This window comes from Enterobacter sp. T1-1 (assembly GCF_000710795.1).
GTDB lineage: Bacteria > Pseudomonadota > Gammaproteobacteria > Enterobacterales > Enterobacteriaceae > Enterobacter > Enterobacter cloacae.
On record NZ_JALW01000011.1, the window covers coordinates 24,480 to 42,018 of the forward strand.

Consider the following 17,539-nt stretch of genomic DNA (forward strand, 5'->3'; position numbering starts at 1 on the left):
CGCAGCGGGAGGTTTCAATGCATTCAGATGAACAACGCCTGCGTTTTCGCGACGCCATGGCCAGCCTGTCGGCCGCGGTGAATGTCATCACCACGGCGGGCGATGCCGGACGCTGCGGGATCACCGCCACTGCCGTCTGCTCGGTAACGGATTCCCCGCCGTCGATCATGGTCTGTATCAACGCCAACAGCGCCATGAACCCGGTGTTTCAGGGCAACGGCAAACTGTGCGTGAATGTGCTCAACCACGAGCAGGAGATCATGGCTCGCCACTTCGCCGGTATGACCGGGATGGCCATGGAGGAGCGCTTTACCCTCTCCTGCTGGCAGAAAGGTCCGCTGGCGCAACCGGTGCTGAAAGGGGCGCTGGCAAGCCTGGAAGGCGAGATAAGTCAGGTGCAAACCATCGGCACGCATCTGGTTTATCTTGTTGAAATTAAAAATATCATCCTCAGTGAAGAGGGCCACGGCCTGATCTATTTCAAACGCCGTTTCCACCCGGTAATGATGGAGCCGGAAGCAGCCGTGTGATCCCCTCTCGTGCTGGCCCTCCTGAGGCCAGCGCGCCTTTCTGCAAAAATTCCTAAGGTTTCCGCTAAATCACGCCGTTATATAGCCATAAGAGAAATTTTCTGTGCCTGAATACTGACACGCTGTGTCAGTGCTATCCGCATCATTCAGCGCATACCCTAATATACAGGAAGACCTTATGGCTAAAACGACGCGGAGCCGCTCGGCTGAACGTCTGGTCGATATTCTCCTTGAGCTACATTTAAACGGTGTGATAAACCGCAGTGCGCTGATGGAGAAATTTAATATTACCGAGCGTACCGTCTACCGGGATTTAAATGCGCTCTCCCCGATTGTGGAACATACCGGAAACGGGCTATATCGGCTGATCCATTCCGCGCAATCGCCCGGCGGACAAGGATTACACCATACCCTTGCTAACTTCCTGAATGCTGATAGCTTTTTCCCCGAAAGAAACGCGGAGTTTTGGGAGAAACTCGAAAAGCGCGTTGACGAAAATCATATTCTTATTCTCGCCAACGAGGCGGAGCACACGGCGGAACGTGATATTCGTCGCCATTTATCCAACATTGAAAAATCGATTAAAAACTGTAATGTTTGCCAGATCGTTTATAAAGGCAAAACCCGGCTGATTAACCCCTATAAACTCATTAACAAAAAAAATATATGGTATTTACAAGCTACCGAAAATAGCCGGTTAAAATCCTTCTCATTGAGTCAGATTCGCTGGCTTGATATTCAGAAACGCACCTTTACGCCGGACGAAAATGTGATCGGGCTGTTGGAAAAAAACCTCGATCCGTGGGTATCGGAAGATACTTTCGAGGTGAAAATATTTATTAAGGATAATATTTCACACTACTTCCTGCGCCGCGATCTCCTCCCGGCACAAGAGCTGCTGGAGGAGCAACACGACGGCGTGACGCTGCGCTGTCAGGCAGCACATGAAAACCAGATCCTGCCGCTGCTGTTCTACTGGTTACCCAACATTCAGATCCTGGAGCCAGCCTGGCTTAAGGAAAAGCTGGTTAAAACGCTGGAAGGCTACCTGGCGGGGAGCGCAGCCACGGTAACCGGGTGATCTGTATCACATTATTTCTCCCGCTGGCGGCGAGCCTGAACCACTCGCCGCCCCCTTTGACCGCTCACCAGGCACTTTCAACCACTCACCCATTTTCTCCCCTTTACGCGCGCAAGCTTCTGGCACGATCGCTCCAGCATTACTCAATACCTCCTCACAACGAACCCTGACCCTTTTTTCTTTACATAAAAAACCAGGTCTTACTATGGATACTAAAAAACTACTGAAGCACGTGCCCTGGGCCTTACTCGGGATCCTCGGCGCTTTCTGTCTGGCGGTTGTCGCATTACGCCGGGGCGAACACGTAAGCGCCCTGTGGATCGTGGTCGCGTCGGTTTCCGTCTACCTTGTGGCTTATCGCTACTACAGCTTATACATCGCGCAGAAGGTCATGAAACTCGATCCGACGCGTGCCACCCCGGCGGTCATTAACAATGACGGCCTGAACTACGTGCCAACCAACCGCTATGTGCTGTTTGGTCACCACTTTGCCGCCATTGCAGGCGCTGGCCCTCTGGTCGGCCCGGTACTGGCCGCGCAGATGGGCTACCTGCCGGGTACCCTGTGGCTGCTCGCTGGTGTCGTGCTGGCGGGTGCGGTGCAGGACTTTATGGTGCTGTTTATCTCCTCGCGCCGTAACGGTTCGTCGCTGGGTGAGATGATCAAAGAAGAGATGGGCCGCGTGCCGGGTACCATCGCCCTCTTCGGCTGCTTCCTGATTATGATCATCATCCTCGCGGTGCTGGCATTAATCGTGGTGAAAGCGCTGGCTGAAAGTCCGTGGGGCGTCTTTACCGTCTGCTCTACCGTGCCGATTGCGCTGTTCATGGGGATCTACATGCGCTTCCTGCGCCCTGGCCGCGTCGGCGAGGTGTCGGTCATTGGTATCGTGCTGCTGGTTGCCTCTATCTACTTCGGCGGTGTGATTGCGCACGACCCGTACTGGGGTCCGGCGCTGACCTTCAAAGACACCACCATCACCTTTGCCCTGATTGGTTACGCGTTTATCTCTGCCCTTCTGCCGGTATGGCTGATTCTGGCTCCGCGTGACTATCTGGCGACCTTCCTGAAAATCGGCGTCATCGTCGGGCTGGCGATCGGTATTGTGATCATCAACCCTGAACTGAAAATGCCGGCGGTGACCCAGTACATTGACGGTACCGGTCCGCTGTGGAAAGGCGCCCTGTTCCCGTTCCTGTTTATCACCATCGCCTGTGGTGCCGTTTCTGGCTTCCACGCGCTGATCTCCTCCGGCACCACGCCGAAGCTGATGGCCAACGAAACCGACGCGCGTTTCATCGGTTACGGTGCCATGCTGATGGAATCCTTCGTGGCGATCATGGCGCTGGTGGCTGCGTCTATCATCGAACCGGGTCTTTACTTCGCGATGAACACCCCGCCGGCAGGCCTGGGCATCACCATGCCAAACCTGCATGAGATGGGCGGTGACAACGCGGCGCTGATTATGGCGCAGTTGAAGGACGCCAGCGCTCACGCGGCGGCGACCGTCAGTTCCTGGGGCTTTGTGATTTCGCCTGAGCAGATCATGCAGACCGCGAAAGACATCGGCGAACCGTCCGTGCTGAACCGCGCCGGTGGCGCACCGACGCTGGCGGTAGGTATTGCACACGTGTTCCACAAAGTGCTGCCGTGGGCAGACATGGGCTTCTGGTACCACTTCGGTATTCTGTTCGAAGCGCTGTTCATCCTCACCGCGCTGGACGCCGGTACCCGTGCAGGCCGCTTTATGCTGCAGGATCTGTTGGGGAACTTCGTGCCGTTCCTGAAGAAAACCGACTCTCTGGTGGCGGGCGTGCTGGGTACCGCGGGCTGCGTTGGCCTGTGGGGTTACCTGCTGTACCAGGGCGTTGTTGACCCACTCGGCGGCGTGAAGAGCCTGTGGCCGCTGTTCGGTATCTCTAACCAGATGCTGGCCGCCGTTGCCCTGGTGCTCGGCACCGTGGTACTGGTGAAGATGAAACGCACCAAATACATCTGGGTCACCGTGGTGCCTGCGCTGTGGCTGCTGCTCTGCACCACCTGGGCGCTGGGTCTGAAACTGTTCAGCAGCAACCCGCAGCTGGAAGGCTTCTTCTACATGGCTAACCAGTACAAAGCGAAAATTGCCGCCGGTGGCGCGGATCTCACCGCCCAGCAGATTGCCAACATGAACCATATCGTGGTGAACAACTACACCAACGCGGGTCTGAGCATTCTGTTCCTGGTGGTGGTGTACAGCATTATCTTCTACGGCATCAAAACCTGGATGAAAGTGCGTAACGCTGAAGGTCGTACGGACAAAGAGACCCCGTACGTGCCGGTACCGGAAGGCGGCGTGAAGACCTCTTCGCACCATTAATCTACTAATACCCCTCCCCCCAGCCCTCTCCCCATAGGGGAGAGGGTGTAAAAGTTCCCTCTCCCCTATGGGGAGAGGGTTAGGGTGAGGGGCTTTTCCTGTCTGGAATCCACAATGTTTGGTAACTTAGGCGAAGCAAAAAAATACCTCGGTCAGGCAGCGAAAATGCTGATTGGCATTCCGGACTATGACAACTATGTTGAGCATATGAAAACCAACCACCCGGATAAGCCCTACATGACCTACACTGAATTCTTCCGCGAGCGTCAGGAAGCGCGCTACGGCGGAAGTGGAGAAGGCGGCGTCCGCTGCTGCTAAAGGAGAGACCATGACCCCGATTGCCGTCACCCTGTTGACCGGTTTCCTCGGCGCCGGTAAAACCACCCTGCTGCGCCACATTCTCAACGCGCAGCACGGTTTCAAAATCGCCGTGATCGAAAACGAGTTCGGCGAAGTCTCCGTTGACGACCAGCTGATTGGCGATCGCGCCACGCAGATCAAAACCCTGACCAACGGCTGCATCTGCTGTACCCGCTCTAACGAACTGGAAGATGCCCTGCTGGACCTGCTCGACAGCCACGATCGTGGGGACATCCACTTTGACCGCCTGGTGATTGAATGCACCGGCATGGCCGACCCCGGCCCGATTATTCAGACCTTTTTCTCACATGACATCCTTTGCCAGCGCTACCTGCTGGACGGCGTGATTGCCCTGGTCGACGCGGTTCACGCCGACGATCAGATGAACCAGTTTACCATCGCCCAGTCTCAGGTGGGCTACGCCGACCGCATCCTGCTGACCAAAACCGACGTGGCGGGCGAGAGCGTTAAACTGCGCGAGCGCCTGGCACGCATCAACGCCCGCGCGCCGGTATACACCGTGACGCACGGCGATATCGACCTGTCTCAGCTGTTCAACACCAACGGTTTTATGCTGGAAGAGCATGTCACCTCAAAACCGCGTTTTCACTTTATGGCGGATAAGCAGAACGACGTAGCGTCGATTGTGGTGGAGCTAGATTACCCGGTAGACATCAGCGAGGTCTCCCGCGTGATGGAGAACCTGCTCCTGTCGTTTGCTGATAAGCTGCTGCGCTACAAAGGCATGCTGTGGATCGACGGCGAACCAAACCGCCTGCTGTTCCAGGGCGTACAGCGGCTGTACAGCGCGGACTGGGACAGACCCTGGGGCGACGAGCCGCCGCGCAGCGTGATGGTGTTTATTGGCATCCAGCTGCCGGAAGAGGAAATTCGGGCGGCGTTTGCGGGGCTGAAGAGATAACCGCCCAGCATCCCCTCTCCCCTATGGGGAGAGGGTTAGGGTAAGAGATAAACTTATTTCACCGCCTCCGGCAGCGTCACAATCCACAACTCACTGTCAGACGCCGGTTTCTCCAGCGGCTTCACGCTGAGGGTCGTCTCAACCGGTTTATCATCCAGCGTCAGCTTTCCTTCCGCGTTCACCCGATAATCCTTGAGCTTCTTGCCCTCGACCGGATGTTGCATCGCCACCTTCACGCCAAAGTCGTTATCGTTCGCCACCGCCAGCGTTTTGCTGTCGATCAGCGCCAGCCCTTCAGCCTTTTCCTGCTGCCAGCCCAGGGCGCGCAGATCAACAACCTGCGTTTTCTGCGCAAGGGTAATGCCGCGCTGTGCCAGGGTTTTCTCATCATCAAACTCCGGATACTCGCCCGGCTTGTCGAAACCTGACAGGTCGCTCGCCTTACTGAGATCGACCTTGTAAATCAGGTTACGCATTCCGTCGTTTTTATCACTTCCCTGTTCGATCAGCAGGATGTGCTGGTTATCGAGCGCCACGATGTCGCCGATTTTAGCGTCGCTGTTTTTGCTGTAGGCCGCGCTGTCGATGGGATAACCGTACATCGCGGTTTTCCCGCTTGCCGGGTCAAAGCTCACCAGACGCGTAAACAGCGCCTTTTTCTTGCTCTTACCGTCGATATCCAGCGTACTTTGCACGGCGGCAATAATACGCCCGTCCGGCATACGGGTGAGTCCTTCAAAGCCGCGGTTCGCCTGACGCCATTTGAGGACATTTGGCAAACCGCCCGCAATTGCTTTTTCCCCTTCCGCCGCCTGCGGACCGTGGATCGCCAGGATTTTCCCTTTACTGTCGATGTTAATCAGGAACGGGCCATACTCATCGCACAGCCAGTAACCGCCTTTACCGTCCGGGGTGATCCCTTCCGTATCCAGCCCGCGATTATCCCCCTTCAGCCTCTTTAACGTGTCGCTGAAGGCCACTTCATTGGTGGATCCAATCACGTCGCTTTCCAGCGGCAGACCGTTGATCGCGCCTTTATCGTCATGCAGAGGACGGGCATCAATGGCCTCCGCTTTGCCGTTTTGTACACGAATCGTCATCAGCAGCGGCGCGAAATCTGGCGTAACGAAAATTTTGGCTTCGTTTTTACCCACTTTCGGTGAATCCGCGTTCGGACCGCGATCGGTAATGGTGGCGAAGGTCAGGGCATCGCCCTGTTTCCCGGTGAACAGCAGGCCAGAACCTATCCCAACCGGAAGGCCGTTCGGGAATGCACTGGCAAATGCGCCGGTGTAGTTCACGTGTGTGCCTTCTGGAAAACTGACGACATAGCGCTCAGCCGTAGGCTGCGCCGCGAGGGCAGAGAAAGAAAGCACACAACCGATTAGCACAGGAATAATTTTTCTTTTCATGTTGTTAGCATCCATAAAGTGAAGCTCATACCGTAAAGAAGAAACGTGTCAGGAAAATGACATCGAATGGCAACATTGCGCGGGCCGGAGCGCCAAAGAAATGTAAAGCTCTGTTGTTATCTGTAACAGCGGAAACATTTCTGGAAATTATTAGAAACTCAATTAATTCGCTGCGAACCACTCTTTCTGCTCTCGTTCAGATTATGTTTAGCTAAAAAAATAAACACTTTCTAAACGCCAAATCATTACCCGTTGACGACCTCGCAACCCAACACTCTCGCAACACCACCAAATTAAAAAATTAACAAAACCAGCATAAAACGGCGACTTTCATCACATTTGCAGTCATTAACATCGCTTGTTAAGGTGCGCCCAGATTAAATTGATGACGAGGCATATGAGATGAAAAAACTGAATATCCTTCTGCTGACTGCGTTGACTGCTGTATCGGGTTCTGCACTCGCTCTGGGTGGCAGCGTTGAGCAGGGTAAAAACTTTACCAACCTCAACCTGGAGATGGGTAAATCCTCATCTGGCCTGTATGTGGAAAGCAACTGGCTGAAAAACACCGATGACGGTACGCAGACCGGCGGTGTGGGTGCAGGTTATAACCTGGGTCTTGGCCCGGTCATGCTGAACGCGGGTGCAAAAGCTATCTATATCGGCCCGAAAAAAGGCGATAACGGCGTGGCGTTCCCGATCGGTGGCGGCGTAAACGTTGCCCTGACCGACAGCATTCATCTGTATGGTGAAGGCTACGTGGCACCAGAAGGGATGAACAACAGCGTGAAAAACTACGTTGAAGCCAACGGCGGCGTAAGCTGGACGCCAGTTACACCTGTGACCCTGAAAGTGGGTTACCGCCACGTGAGCGTTGATGGTAAAGACGGTCGTCCAGGCCACACCCTGATTGACGGTGCGTATGTTGGCGGTGGAGTCACCTTCTGATGAAACACCGCATTACCGCGCTTTGCGTTCTGAGCCTCACGCTTCTGCTCACCGGCTGCGTCCAGTACAAATGGGTGAAACCGGGCGTCAGCGACGCTGAAATGAACAAAAAGCTCACGGAATGTGAAGCGCAGGCGCTGATCGATCTGCCCCCGGATAACGTCGTAACCGGTTCGGACTCGGAAAAAACGGATCTGAAGAACAAGAAAAAGGATATTTCCACGAGCTACACGGTTGAAGACGCCAATGAGGATCGCAGGGCGACCCTCGTAGACAGCTGCATGTTCAAAAGCGGCTGGGATAAAATTGAAGTGCAATAATCTCTAAAAAACCTGCCTACTGGCAGGTTTTTTATTGCCGCTTACTTACGCACCACCACCAGCTTCTGGTTCACAAACTCTTTGATCCCCAGATCCGACAGCTCGCGTCCGTAACCGGAGCGCTTCACGCCGCCAAACGGCAGCTCTGGCGCGGTATCGGTGAGCCAGTTGATATACACCATGCCGGTCTCAATCCGTGACGCCATTTTCTTCGCGCGTTCAATATCCTGACTGAACACCGCACCGCCCAGTCCGTAGTGAGAGTCGTTCGCCAGGGCGACCGCCTCGTCATCGTTTTTCACCACATATATCTGCGCCACCGGGCCGAAGAACTCCTCGAAGTACGCCGGGTTGTCGCGGGAGATATTCGTCAGGATCGTCGGCTCAAAGAAGCTCCCGTCGCGCTGCACCGGTTTACCACCATAGTGTAACGTCGCGCCCTTTTTCACCGCCTCGTTGACCTGTTTTGTCAGCGTTTCGAGCGCATCTTTAGAAGACAGTGGCCCAAGCGTGGTGCTTTCATCCAGCGGGTCGCCAATTTTCACCTGCTTAAAGGCGTCGGTGAATTTGCTCAGGAAGGCATCGGCAATTTTCTCATGCAGGATAAAGCGCTTCGCTGCGGTACAGACCTGACCGGCGTTGTTAAGTCGCGCGTTCACGCCTGTCTTCACCGCTTTATCAAGATCCGCATCGTCCAGCACCACGAAAACGTCGTTACCGCCCAGCTCAAGGGTGGATTTCTTGATGTGCTTCGCCGCCTGCGCGGCCACCACGCTGCCCGCTTTCTCAGAGCCGGTTAGCGCGGCCCCCTGTACGCGGTCGTCAGCAATGATGTTCGCCACCTGCTCAGACGAGATAAAGAGATTGGTCCATGCCCCTTCCGGCGCCCCTGCCTCACGCACCAGATGAGCAAAGGTTTCGGCACAGTGCGGCACGATGCTGGCATGTTTAGCCAGAACCGGGTTACCCGCCGCCAGGTTAGGTGCCAGAACACGCATCAGCTGATAATACGGGAAATTCCACGGTTCCACGGCCATCAGCACGCCGATGGGGTGATGCTCCACCCACGCTTCTCCGAGTTCAGACGGGTACTTCACCGGGGCCAGGAACTGCTTCGCGTTATCGGCATAGTAGCGGGCGATTTGCGCGCACAGCTTCACCTCACCGCGGCTTTGTTCGATGAGCTTACCCATCTCCTGACTGGCAATTTTAGCCAGCTCCTCGGTGCGTTCGTCGATCAGGTCAGCAAGCTTATGCAGCACCGGCAGGCGCTGTTCAATGTCGCCTTTCGCCCACTGCGAATGGTAAAGGGCGTCGGCCGCTTTCAGCGCCGCTTCGATATCCGCGTCGGTATGAGAGGGATATTCTTTGATGAGCTGGTTGGTGGCAGGATTTACTGTCTGATAAGCCATATCGAATCTCCATGTTTTACCGCTTAGGGTAGTAAGGGTAGACAACATGACGGGTGATGGACGTAAAGTTGGGTATATCCGGAAGGTTCTTAGTAAGGCCAGGGCATGGTATAAAAATGTTCCTGACAGGAGCGCCTATGACCCATACCCGACACATCCGCCAGACCTTTAACCGCCTTCCGGGCCTTGAGCTGCGCAGCACGTGGCAGAGTACCGTGGCATATAAACGTCATTGTCACCCTCAACTCTCGATTGGCGCGATAGTGGAAGGCCAGACCTGCTGCCGGTGCAATGACACGCAGTACATCCTCCACCCCGGCGATCTCATCGTGATCCCGGCACATGTGCCGCACAGCTGCAACCCCGTTGCGGGCCAGCCCCGCAGCTATCACATGCTCTATATCGACACGGATTATCCCCTGGCAGAACAGGTCATTCGCGACAGCACGCTGTTTGCTCTTTACCAGAACGTTGTTGAGAACATGTCGGCTAATTCCCTGAACATGCTGATTTCTGCCCTTCCGCGCTGCGCCAGCCGCACGGGTGAATTACGCTCAACCAGCCAGCACATTCAGCAGGCGTTTCTTGCCGATTTAACCAGCCCGCCGTCACTCGACGACCTTGCCCACCGCTTCTCGCTGCGCAAAGAGACGCTGATCCGCACCTTCAGGCAGGACACTGGCCTTACGCCGGGCACCTTTCTCAACATCTCCCGCGTGGAATACGCCAAAGCGCGGCTGCGTGCCGGGGATGATATTGCCGATGTCGGCTACCAGAGCGGGTTTGCCGATCAGAGCCATTTTCATAAGACCTTTGTGAGCTATACCGCCGCCACGCCGCGCCAGTACGCCACGGGCCGATCAATATCGAACAATAAATAGCGTTTGCATCGCCGTAGTCTGACCTCGGTTTTTTACACAGAGGTTGCTATGGAACTGTTATTCCCTTCCGCTTTTCTCGCTCTGGCGCTGGCGCATTTTGTCGCCCTGTTAAGCCCGGGCCCGGATTTCTTCCTGCTGGTGGGCTACGCGGCGCGCTACCGGGTGCGCGGCAGCGCCGGGCTGTGCCTCGGCATCGCCGCGGGCAACGGGTTGTATATCCTGCTGGTGATTATCGGCTGGAGCGCGCTGCGCCAGTTTACGTGGCTGTTTACCCTTATCGAGATTTGCGGGGCGCTGTATCTGCTGTGGATCGGTTCGCATCTGGTGCGCAGCCGCCCGCAAGCGCTGGCGCTGAATGAAACCCACCAGCGCTTCCCTTCACTGCGTAAGCAGATCCTGCTGGGACTTGGCTCGGCGTTGTTAAATCCAAAGAACACCCTGTTCTATCTGGCGCTGATGACGGCGCTGCTGGGGCCGAACGTCACGCTGCTTCAGCAGGCGACCTGCGGCGTCTGGATGGTGCTGGTGGTGCTGGTGTGGGATCTGGCGCTGGTGTCGCTGATGGGGCTGCCCGCGGTGCAACAGAGGCTCAGCCGTTCGCTGTGGCTAATTGAGCGGGCGGCAGGGGTTGTACTAATGGGGTTTGGCGGGTGGGTACTGTGGCGGCTGCTGGATCTGATAAGCTGAAATAAGGGGCAGCCCAACGCTGCCCGTGGTTTATTTTTTGTTTTGATCGCGCAGCATCGCTTCACGCAATATGGCGTTTAGCCGCGTCTGGTAACCCTTTCCAGGCCGTTTCAGCCACTCCATCACGTCGGCGTCAATGCGTACAGATGCCTGCGTTTTAAGTGGCCGATAGAACTTCCCTCGCACCGCCCCGGACCACTGTTTATCGTCCGTGGCAGGAATATCGCTGTAATCGATTTCTGCTTCTGGTTTTTCAGCTAATGCTTTTAGCTCAGCGTCACGACGAGCGCTAACCTCAGGCGAACTACCTCGTTTATGTTTAACGATGCTCATAACGGTTCCTCTCTTTACGGTCCGCCTTACATGCGCTAATGATACGAATAATTTCGCCTCCGCTTTCGAAACGTACCGTATGTGCGACCAGGATAACAATGACGCCTTGCACAAGGCCGATGGTTTGCCAGCGAAACTCACCGTTCTCATAGCGATCCTGAACAGACAAATGATAAGGATCGTCGAAAACCAAAACCGCATCCTCAAAGCGTATGCCATGTTTTTGCTGGTTACTTTTCGCCTTATCGCTATCCCACTCATACTCCGTTGGCATAGTGTACCCTTCCCTGATTGTATATACAAAAAAGCATATACAAACTGCGCAAGGATTAAACCAATTAAGCAAAAGCGGTGTTTAATTTCGGAAGGCGGATTCCACAAGCGAAGATGGTGTAACGCTCCCGTCTTTGCACTTTCCCCCCGTCTCCCTCTATCCTTAACCCATGGAAAAAATCGCTGAACTCAAACGCGCCAAGCTGCTGGCGCTGTCGCTGCTGCTGATTGCCGTCGCGGCGTTTATCACTACCCTGTTTCTGCCGCAAACCTTCTGGGTGCGCGGCGTGAAGGCCATTGCCGAGGCGGCGATGGTTGGTGCGCTGGCGGACTGGTTTGCGGTCGTCGCGCTGTTTCGCCGGGTGCCCATTCCGTTTATCTCGCGCCATACGGCGATTATCCCGCGCAATAAAGACCGGATTGGCGATAATCTCGGCCAGTTCGTGCAGGAGAAGTTTCTCGACACCCAGTCGCTGGTGGCGCTGATCCGCCGTTATGAGCCGGCGCAGATGATTGGCACCTGGTTTAGCAAGCCCGACAATGCCCAGCGTGTCGGACAGCATCTGATTCAGGTGATGGGTGGTTTTCTTGAGCTGACCGACGACGGGCGTATTCAGCGCCTGCTCAAACGCGCGGTGCATAAAGCCATCGATAAGGTCGATTTCACCGAAACCAGCGCAGTGATGCTGGAGAGCATGACCAAAAACAACCGCCATCAGGTACTGCTGGACGCCATCATCAACCGCCTGATCACCCTGATTCAACGCGACAGCACGCGGGAATTCATTTCAGACCAGATCGTCCACTGGCTTAAGACCGAGCATCCGCGCAAGGCGATGGTGCTGCCCACCGAGTGGCTGGGCGATCAGAGCGCGGAGATGGTGTCGAACGCGGTGAATACCCTGCTGGACGACGTTAGTCATGACCGCACCCACCAGATCCGCCAGGCGTTCGACCGCGCCACGCTGAAGCTTATCGACAACCTGAAAAACGATCCGGAGATGGCCGCAAAGGCAGAGAACATCAAGCATTACCTGAAGAACGACGACGCGTTTAACCGCTATCTGGGTGAGATGTGGGCTGACCTGCGCCAATGGCTGAAGGCGGATATGCAACGTGAGGATTCCCGCGTGAAGCAGCGCATCGCCAACGCCGGGCAGTGGTTTGGCGAAACGCTGCTCGGTGACGACAGCCTGCGGGCATCGCTCAATGAGCATCTCGAGCAGGCGGCACACCGCGTGGCACCGGATTTCGCGGCGTTTCTCACCCGTCATATCAGCGACACGGTAAAAAGCTGGGACGCCAAAGATATGTCCCGCCAGATCGAGCTTAACATCGGCAAAGATCTGCAGTTTATCCGCGTCAACGGCACCCTGGTGGGCGGGACGATTGGCCTGATCCTGTTTTTACTTTCGCAACTGCCCGCCGTGCTTGCACATTACTCCGTTTTGGGTGGTGCAATGACGTAGCGCGTCGCCTCAAAGCGATTGAGGATCAAGTGCACCAGAAACACCATCGTCAGCGTCGCCACCAGAGAAAAGGTCACCGAGGTGATGCGGTAGAGATCGCTGAACACCAGGTCGCTGTCCGGGTGCATGTTCTGACCGAACATAATCCCGATGGTGGTGATGCTGGCAAACCCAACGCCGGCTCCCACCTTCTCCATCACATGCAGACGCGCACCAAACGCCAGCCCGAGGCCGATAAGCGGCATCATCAGTAGCATGTGGCTGCTGTGATCGTAGAGGATAAGCTGCACCACCAGAATATAGAGACAGCCCAGCACCACGCCAGCCACGCGCCAGATAGAGCTCATCACCGCGCCGCGATAGTGCATCGGGAACAGAATCAACACACCGGCCATCAGCGCCGAAAGCGAATCGCTCAAATCGCTTATCTGGAAGATGACAAAAATCATCGTCGCAACGGTGCCGGAGAGCAGAGACTCGTGCCGCACGCGGGCATCATCTTTCTCGATCAGCGGCGGCGGCTTGCGCGGCTCAACGTCCGGCAGGAGGTAGTTCATCAGCGCGCTCAGGCATACCGCCATCACACTCGCTTCAATGTTGGAAAACAGCAGCGTGTGCCAGTCGGTTGTGGGATAGCTCATAAAGTTGAGCATCACGCTCTGGCACACCACGCCCATCGACCCGAACAGGAACAGCGGCCCCTTACTCATAAAGCGAAAACGCATGACATACAGGGCAAAAACTACCAGCGTCATGATCACCGGCCACTGGGACAGATAGCCGATGATAATCACCATTTCGACGCAGTTTAGCGATGCGCTGAAGATAAACTGCTTCGCCACATGGCGGTTAAAAACCGGCACCAGCGACAGCAGCATGATGGGGTAGACCACATAAAACACGCCGTAGCTGGTGTTATAGAAACTTGAAATACTCAGCGCGATCATCCCGGCAAAGACGATGCGCAGGGTCTGGCGAAAGTCATTGGCCGTATAGACGATGTTGCCGTGCGGGGTAAAGACCCGCGCCAGCGTGCTAATAGACATAGTGGAGCAGGCTCACCAGGTGGATTTGCATCCCGGAGAAGAAGCGCGCAAACGGCCCTTCGCTGTTGTAGAGCTGCACGGTGGCACGAGCGCCGGTCGGGAGCGGTTTCGGCAGCGTCTCATCCAGCGCCACGTGAATGCGCATTCGCTGAGCGTCGCGCACCCAACGGTTGGAGGTTTCCGGCGCGGACAGTTCGCCGCTCACCGCCTCCTGTCCGGCAAGGATCCCCGCATCGCTGCTGGTCACGTGGGCGCGGAAAACCTGTCCCGGAAAGGCGTCAAATACCACGGCGGCATCGGTCCCCTGATGGGTATGGCGCAGACTCTTCTCACGAAAATCGGCCACAATATCGGTCTGATTATTCACCAGCGCCAGCGCCGCCGAGCCGGACGAGGCATAAAACCCGGGGCTCAACTGCAGGTTGCTGACCGTACCATCCGCCTGGGCGTAAACCTTCGTCCAGCCGAGGTTCAGCTCCGCCTCATCCAGCGCGTTACGGTATTTTTGCAGCGTCACGTTGCGGTGCTCTTCCCGCTCGCCGCGCTGGATGCGCAGGTTATGGATGTTCGCCTGAATCGAGCTCACGGACTGCTCGCTGCTCTGCCAGGTGGTACGGACCTTATCCAGATCCGCCTGCGAGACGTTCTGTAACGTGCTCAGCTTCTGGTAGCGGTCAAAGGTCACTTTGTCGTTACGCGCGGTTAGCACGGCGGTTTTCAGGCTGGCCTGGGCGGCGGCGATCTGCGCGTCCAGCTGTTCATTGGACAGGCGTGCCTGCTCAAGCGCGATTTGCGCCGCTTCCACTTTATTGCGAAACGGCGTGTCATCCAGCTCAAACAGCAGGTCGCCCCGCTTCACCTGGCTGTTGTTGTGTACGTGCACAGCCGACACATACCCGGAGACGCGCGGAGAAACCGGCGTCACCACGCGCATGACGGTGGAGTCCGGCGTCAGCGGGATCCAGATATCGGCGACGACAAAGTAGACAAACATCAGCAGGAAAGAGGCAATACTCACCCTTACCCAGCGGGCAAACTTTTGTTCAGGAGTCATTATTTTTCGGTCTTGTTATCTTCTTCGCGGATTGTCCGCAAATTGCAGGCGATTTGATTCAAGGTGGCGCTGAAAATTTCGATATGCTCAGGCGCGATGTTTTGCGATACGCGTGTCTGGTACGTCTCAATCACCTGGGTGAGCCTTTTTAGGATGGCTTTTCCCTCAGGCGTCAGCGTCAGAAGCCGGATGCGCTTGTCATAAGGCGATACGGTGCGCAGCAGGTATCCCTGCTTTTCCAGCTGTGTCAGGGTGCGCATCAGCGGCGGCAGTTCAATGCCCTGCACCTCCGCCAGCTCACTCACCGAGACGTTATCCCCCAGTTGATGTAGCTGCATCATTACCGTCCAGCTCGACTGGGTTAACCCGGTATCGAGAATGGCGTCGTCAATAACGGCGCGCCACTGGCGCACAATCATCGCCATCCGCATGCCCATCGGCCTGCGGCAAAACAGTTGTTCTTCACTCATGGGGGGACCTCTCGAAACACGTCGTCAAGATAATAGTTATCATGGTAACTATCAAGAAACGCGAGGCGAAAGAGCAGGAATTGCGAAACGATGTCTCCCTCTCCCGGCGGGCTGAGGGTTTCCCATACAATAATGCCTGCACGGAGGACCCCCTCTCTCTTGAGGGAGAGGGCTGGGGTGAGGGGGAACATACGGCTGTGGAGGTCATTCCGTTCACTTTATGTTCCTTGCTACTCTGTAATAACATGACCCGTGAACGTGCCAGGGCGGCTCAATCGCCGCTTCGCGGTGCCTTCGGCTTATTCCTTCCGGCTTATCGGGGACGCCTCAGCGATTTACAGCCGGACCAGGGCATCGCTGAATGCTCTCAGTCATTCTGAGAGCAGCGTTATCGCTTATGGTTAAAAAATTACTGGGGAATCCTCTCCCGGCAGGTGAGGGCACAGCCCGCAGCGGAGTTTAGCGGCTAAAATGTCGGGTAATGGCGCCCTTCCCCGAAGCCGTAAGCACCACTTCCCGATACCCCGCTACCCGCTGGATCCAGCCCTTGCTTTCCAGATGCATGAGCAGCGCCGCACCGGCTTCACCGCCCAGATGAAATCGCCGCTCGCTCCAGTCCAGACAGGCGCAACAGGCCTTTCGGCGGGGATGGGTGCTTAACGGGATACCGAGTTTCAGAAACTGCTCCCGGCCATACAGCGTTAATGCTGAACCGTCTGGCTCCAGCCAACTTTCGGCCTGCATGAAATCGTAGATCTGCACCGCCACCGCGCCCGCCAGATGGTCGTAGCAGGTGCGGGCTTCACGCAGGGCTTTTGGCGCGCTGGTTTCCGGCGGAGAAATGCGGTGCCACGACAGCCCCATCATCTGCTCCACCAGCCCCGCTACGTCATGCCCTGCCAGGCGATAATAGCGATGGCGCCCCTGCGACAGGCAGGTAATGAGCTTTCCGTCCAGCAGCCGCGCAAGGTGCCCGCTGGCGGTAGACGGCGCCACATCCGCAGCCGCACTCAGCTCGGTGGCCGTCCACGCCCGCCCGTCCATCAGCGCACAAAGCATTTTCACGCGCGACGGATCGGCCATTGCGGCTGCTACTGCGGCAATGGCCTGCTCCAGCGCTGCGCTGTTATCTGGCGGTAAGCTCGTCTTTAACATAGGTTGCCCAGGGTTCGGTGATTGCTGCGGCCAGCTTATCATTATCCGTCAGCAGAATAAGGTGATTCGCGTGGTCGCTGTACTGGGTAAGAATAGACACCCCGCGAGCCGCCAGTGCAGCAGCTATCTCCCCCAGTTCGCCGGGGCGTTCCTGCCGCAGTTTTCTGATGATGGGCCGACGAACCGCTTTCAGGTTAAATCCGGCCTCAAGCAGAACATGGCGGGCTTTTTCGCCGTCTTCCACCAGAAAATGCGCCTCAACGCCGAATACACCACCGCCTTCCAGCCCAATCCCCTTACTGCCCAACAGCTGACCAAAGCGTGCCAGTTCACCCGGCGTATCGTTAAAAATCACATGAACATCATACATCCGCGTGCCCTCCGTTTTCGGCGCTGTATTCCCGCACCAGCTGTGCCACCCGAATGCGGTAGTACGTAAAAATCGACTCCCGCCCCTCGGCCTGCGCGGCCTGATGAAAAACGTTCTGCTTCCAGTTGCGGATAGCCTCTTCGTCCCGCCACCAGGAGAGCGAGAGAATTTTGCCGTCGGTGGTCAGGCTCTGGAAACGTTCGATATCGATAAAACCGTCAATATCCGCCAGCAGGGGTTTAAGTTCGGCCGCGAGCTGCAGGTAGCGCGCCTGATGCGCCGGCGCGGCTTTGGCTTCGAAAATGACTGCGATCATGAAGGTCTCTCCGTTGTGATGGTGTGAAGAGAATGCAGGACAGATGACAAGGATGCTTCGGTATGGAGCGAAGTGTTGTGCCGGATGGCGCTGCGCTCAATTTCCCGTTGAAATCCGATGATGACAGACATATGATTTATG

At 56.2% G+C, this 17,539-nt stretch carries 20 protein-coding genes; 10 read left to right on the forward strand and 10 right to left on the reverse strand.

All coding sequences use genetic code 11. The annotated features are described in order from the left end of the window. Positions 1-17: 17 nt before the first annotated feature. The 5 genes from AK59_RS0104885 to yjiA all read left to right on the forward strand — a co-directional run bounded on the left by AK59_RS0104885 (position 18) and on the right by yjiA (position 5,252). Positions 18-530 carry a 4-hydroxyphenylacetate 3-monooxygenase reductase subunit gene (locus AK59_RS0104885; RefSeq protein WP_020688846.1) on the forward strand — a complete coding sequence of 171 codons (513 nt, stop codon included), beginning with the start codon at positions 18-20 and terminating at the stop codon, positions 528-530. A 178-nt stretch (positions 531-708) separates the two neighbouring features. Then, positions 709-1,611: a helix-turn-helix transcriptional regulator gene (locus tag AK59_RS0104890; RefSeq protein ID WP_029882187.1), complete on the forward strand. Its 903-nt coding sequence runs from the start codon at positions 709-711 to the stop codon at positions 1,609-1,611. Positions 1,612-1,816: 205 nt separating this feature from the next. Beyond that, positions 1,817-3,970 carry a carbon starvation CstA family protein gene (locus tag AK59_RS0104895; protein WP_029882188.1) on the forward strand — a complete coding sequence of 718 codons (2,154 nt, stop codon included), beginning with the start codon at positions 1,817-1,819 and terminating at the stop codon, positions 3,968-3,970. A gap of 114 nt (positions 3,971-4,084) precedes the next feature. Further along, entirely contained in the window at positions 4,085-4,288 is a 204-nt protein-coding gene (locus tag AK59_RS0104900) for a YbdD/YjiX family protein (RefSeq protein ID WP_003856610.1), read from the forward strand. A 10-nt stretch (positions 4,289-4,298) separates the two neighbouring features. Then, the gene (yjiA, locus tag AK59_RS0104905) at positions 4,299-5,252 is read left to right on the forward strand and encodes a GTPase (RefSeq protein ID WP_029882189.1); all 954 of its coding nucleotides are present in this window, start codon (positions 4,299-4,301) and stop codon (positions 5,250-5,252) included. 53 nt (positions 5,253-5,305) lie between these two features. Here yjiA and AK59_RS0104910 read toward each other — a convergent pair whose 3' ends face one another. Further along, positions 5,306-6,664, reverse strand: coding sequence for an esterase-like activity of phytase family protein (locus AK59_RS0104910; RefSeq protein WP_029882190.1), 1,359 nt, complete (start codon positions 6,662-6,664; stop codon positions 5,306-5,308). A gap of 402 nt (positions 6,665-7,066) precedes the next feature. Here AK59_RS0104910 and AK59_RS0104915 point away from each other — a divergent pair, with 402 nt between their 5' ends. Both AK59_RS0104915 and AK59_RS0104920 read left to right on the forward strand, forming a co-directional pair. Then, on the forward strand, positions 7,067-7,612 hold the full coding sequence (locus AK59_RS0104915; RefSeq protein WP_013095440.1) for a YfaZ family outer membrane protein: 546 nt from the start codon (positions 7,067-7,069) through the stop codon (positions 7,610-7,612). Next, complete coding sequence (locus tag AK59_RS0104920) at positions 7,612-7,932, forward strand: hypothetical protein (RefSeq protein ID WP_013095439.1); 321 nt, start codon at positions 7,612-7,614, stop codon at positions 7,930-7,932. Before AK59_RS0104915 ends, AK59_RS0104920 begins: the two co-directional genes overlap by 1 nt. Positions 7,933-7,973: 41 nt before the next feature. Here the strand turns inward: AK59_RS0104920 and AK59_RS0104925 are convergent, their stop codons facing one another. Then, positions 7,974-9,344 (reverse strand): NAD-dependent succinate-semialdehyde dehydrogenase, encoded by a 1,371-nt coding sequence (locus tag AK59_RS0104925; RefSeq protein WP_013095438.1) that lies wholly within the window; start codon positions 9,342-9,344, stop codon positions 7,974-7,976. Between the two features lie 137 nt (positions 9,345-9,481). Here AK59_RS0104925 and AK59_RS0104930 point away from each other — a divergent pair, with 137 nt between their 5' ends. Further along, on the forward strand, positions 9,482-10,225 hold the full coding sequence (locus AK59_RS0104930; protein ID WP_029882191.1) for an AraC family transcriptional regulator: 744 nt from the start codon (positions 9,482-9,484) through the stop codon (positions 10,223-10,225). A gap of 48 nt (positions 10,226-10,273) precedes the next feature. Then, entirely contained in the window at positions 10,274-10,912 is a 639-nt protein-coding gene (locus AK59_RS0104935; protein WP_029882192.1) for a LysE family translocator, read from the forward strand. Between the two features lie 30 nt (positions 10,913-10,942). Here AK59_RS0104935 and AK59_RS0104940 read toward each other — a convergent pair whose 3' ends face one another. Further along, the gene (locus AK59_RS0104940; RefSeq protein ID WP_023620649.1) at positions 10,943-11,245 is read right to left on the reverse strand and encodes a BrnA antitoxin family protein; all 303 of its coding nucleotides are present in this window, start codon (positions 11,243-11,245) and stop codon (positions 10,943-10,945) included. Beyond that, complete coding sequence (locus AK59_RS0104945; RefSeq protein WP_029882193.1) at positions 11,232-11,519, reverse strand: BrnT family toxin; 288 nt, start codon at positions 11,517-11,519, stop codon at positions 11,232-11,234. The genes AK59_RS0104940 and AK59_RS0104945 overlap by 14 nt, the downstream gene beginning before the upstream one ends. A 169-nt stretch (positions 11,520-11,688) precedes the next feature. Here AK59_RS0104945 and AK59_RS0104950 point away from each other — a divergent pair, with 169 nt between their 5' ends. Further along, the gene (locus AK59_RS0104950) at positions 11,689-12,987 is read left to right on the forward strand and encodes a DUF445 domain-containing protein (protein WP_013095435.1); all 1,299 of its coding nucleotides are present in this window, start codon (positions 11,689-11,691) and stop codon (positions 12,985-12,987) included. Here the strand turns inward: AK59_RS0104950 and AK59_RS0104955 are convergent. The 6 genes from AK59_RS0104955 to AK59_RS0104985 all read right to left on the reverse strand — a co-directional run bounded on the left by AK59_RS0104955 (position 12,957) and on the right by AK59_RS0104985 (position 17,398). Next, positions 12,957-14,033, reverse strand: a complete 1,077-nt coding sequence (locus AK59_RS0104955) for a DUF2955 domain-containing protein (RefSeq protein ID WP_013095434.1) — start codon at positions 14,031-14,033, stop codon at positions 12,957-12,959. The genes AK59_RS0104950 and AK59_RS0104955 overlap by 31 nt on opposite strands. After that, entirely contained in the window at positions 14,023-15,090 is a 1,068-nt protein-coding gene (locus AK59_RS0104960; RefSeq protein ID WP_029882194.1) for an HlyD family secretion protein, read from the reverse strand. Before AK59_RS0104960 ends, AK59_RS0104955 begins: the two co-directional genes overlap by 11 nt. Further along, a complete protein-coding gene (locus tag AK59_RS0104965; protein ID WP_013095432.1) occupies positions 15,087-15,557 on the reverse strand; it encodes a MarR family winged helix-turn-helix transcriptional regulator in 471 nt (156 codons plus the stop codon). The genes AK59_RS0104960 and AK59_RS0104965 overlap by 4 nt, the downstream gene beginning before the upstream one ends. A gap of 459 nt (positions 15,558-16,016) precedes the next feature. Next, the gene (locus AK59_RS0104975) at positions 16,017-16,712 is read right to left on the reverse strand and encodes an ArsR/SmtB family transcription factor (protein WP_029882196.1); all 696 of its coding nucleotides are present in this window, start codon (positions 16,710-16,712) and stop codon (positions 16,017-16,019) included. Continuing rightward, entirely contained in the window at positions 16,684-17,082 is a 399-nt protein-coding gene (locus AK59_RS0104980) for a hypothetical protein (RefSeq protein ID WP_029882197.1), read from the reverse strand. Before AK59_RS0104980 ends, AK59_RS0104975 begins: the two co-directional genes overlap by 29 nt. Then, a complete protein-coding gene (locus tag AK59_RS0104985) occupies positions 17,075-17,398 on the reverse strand; it encodes an antibiotic biosynthesis monooxygenase family protein (RefSeq protein ID WP_023620659.1) in 324 nt (107 codons plus the stop codon). The genes AK59_RS0104980 and AK59_RS0104985 overlap by 8 nt, the downstream gene beginning before the upstream one ends. Between the last annotated feature and the right edge of the window lie 141 nt (positions 17,399-17,539).

Coding starts and splice junctions, on each gene's coding strand:
- AK59_RS0104985 (WP_023620659.1), bottom strand. CDS start 17,398: ATGATCGCAGTCATTTTCGAAGCCAAAGCCGCGCCGGCGCATCAGGCG.
- AK59_RS0104945 (WP_029882193.1), bottom strand. CDS start 11,519: ATGCCAACGGAGTATGAGTGGGATAGCGATAAGGCGAAAAGTAACCAG.
- AK59_RS0104965 (WP_013095432.1), bottom strand. CDS start 15,557: ATGAGTGAAGAACAACTGTTTTGCCGCAGGCCGATGGGCATGCGGATG.
- AK59_RS0104950 (WP_013095435.1), top strand. CDS start 11,689: ATGGAAAAAATCGCTGAACTCAAACGCGCCAAGCTGCTGGCGCTGTCG.
- AK59_RS0104910 (WP_029882190.1), bottom strand. CDS start 6,664: ATGAAAAGAAAAATTATTCCTGTGCTAATCGGTTGTGTGCTTTCTTTC.
- AK59_RS0104895 (WP_029882188.1), top strand. CDS start 1,817: ATGGATACTAAAAAACTACTGAAGCACGTGCCCTGGGCCTTACTCGGG.
- AK59_RS0104980 (WP_029882197.1), bottom strand. CDS start 17,082: ATGTATGATGTTCATGTGATTTTTAACGATACGCCGGGTGAACTGGCA.
- AK59_RS0104935 (WP_029882192.1), top strand. CDS start 10,274: ATGGAACTGTTATTCCCTTCCGCTTTTCTCGCTCTGGCGCTGGCGCAT.
- AK59_RS0104920 (WP_013095439.1), top strand. CDS start 7,612: ATGAAACACCGCATTACCGCGCTTTGCGTTCTGAGCCTCACGCTTCTG.
- AK59_RS0104955 (WP_013095434.1), bottom strand. CDS start 14,033: ATGTCTATTAGCACGCTGGCGCGGGTCTTTACCCCGCACGGCAACATC.
- AK59_RS0104915 (WP_013095440.1), top strand. CDS start 7,067: ATGAAAAAACTGAATATCCTTCTGCTGACTGCGTTGACTGCTGTATCG.
- AK59_RS0104975 (WP_029882196.1), bottom strand. CDS start 16,712: ATGTTAAAGACGAGCTTACCGCCAGATAACAGCGCAGCGCTGGAGCAG.
- AK59_RS0104900 (WP_003856610.1), top strand. CDS start 4,085: ATGTTTGGTAACTTAGGCGAAGCAAAAAAATACCTCGGTCAGGCAGCG.
- AK59_RS0104930 (WP_029882191.1), top strand. CDS start 9,482: ATGACCCATACCCGACACATCCGCCAGACCTTTAACCGCCTTCCGGGC.
- AK59_RS0104885 (WP_020688846.1), top strand. CDS start 18: ATGCATTCAGATGAACAACGCCTGCGTTTTCGCGACGCCATGGCCAGC.
- AK59_RS0104890 (WP_029882187.1), top strand. CDS start 709: ATGGCTAAAACGACGCGGAGCCGCTCGGCTGAACGTCTGGTCGATATT.
- AK59_RS0104925 (WP_013095438.1), bottom strand. CDS start 9,344: ATGGCTTATCAGACAGTAAATCCTGCCACCAACCAGCTCATCAAAGAA.
- AK59_RS0104940 (WP_023620649.1), bottom strand. CDS start 11,245: ATGAGCATCGTTAAACATAAACGAGGTAGTTCGCCTGAGGTTAGCGCT.
- yjiA (WP_029882189.1), top strand. CDS start 4,299: ATGACCCCGATTGCCGTCACCCTGTTGACCGGTTTCCTCGGCGCCGGT.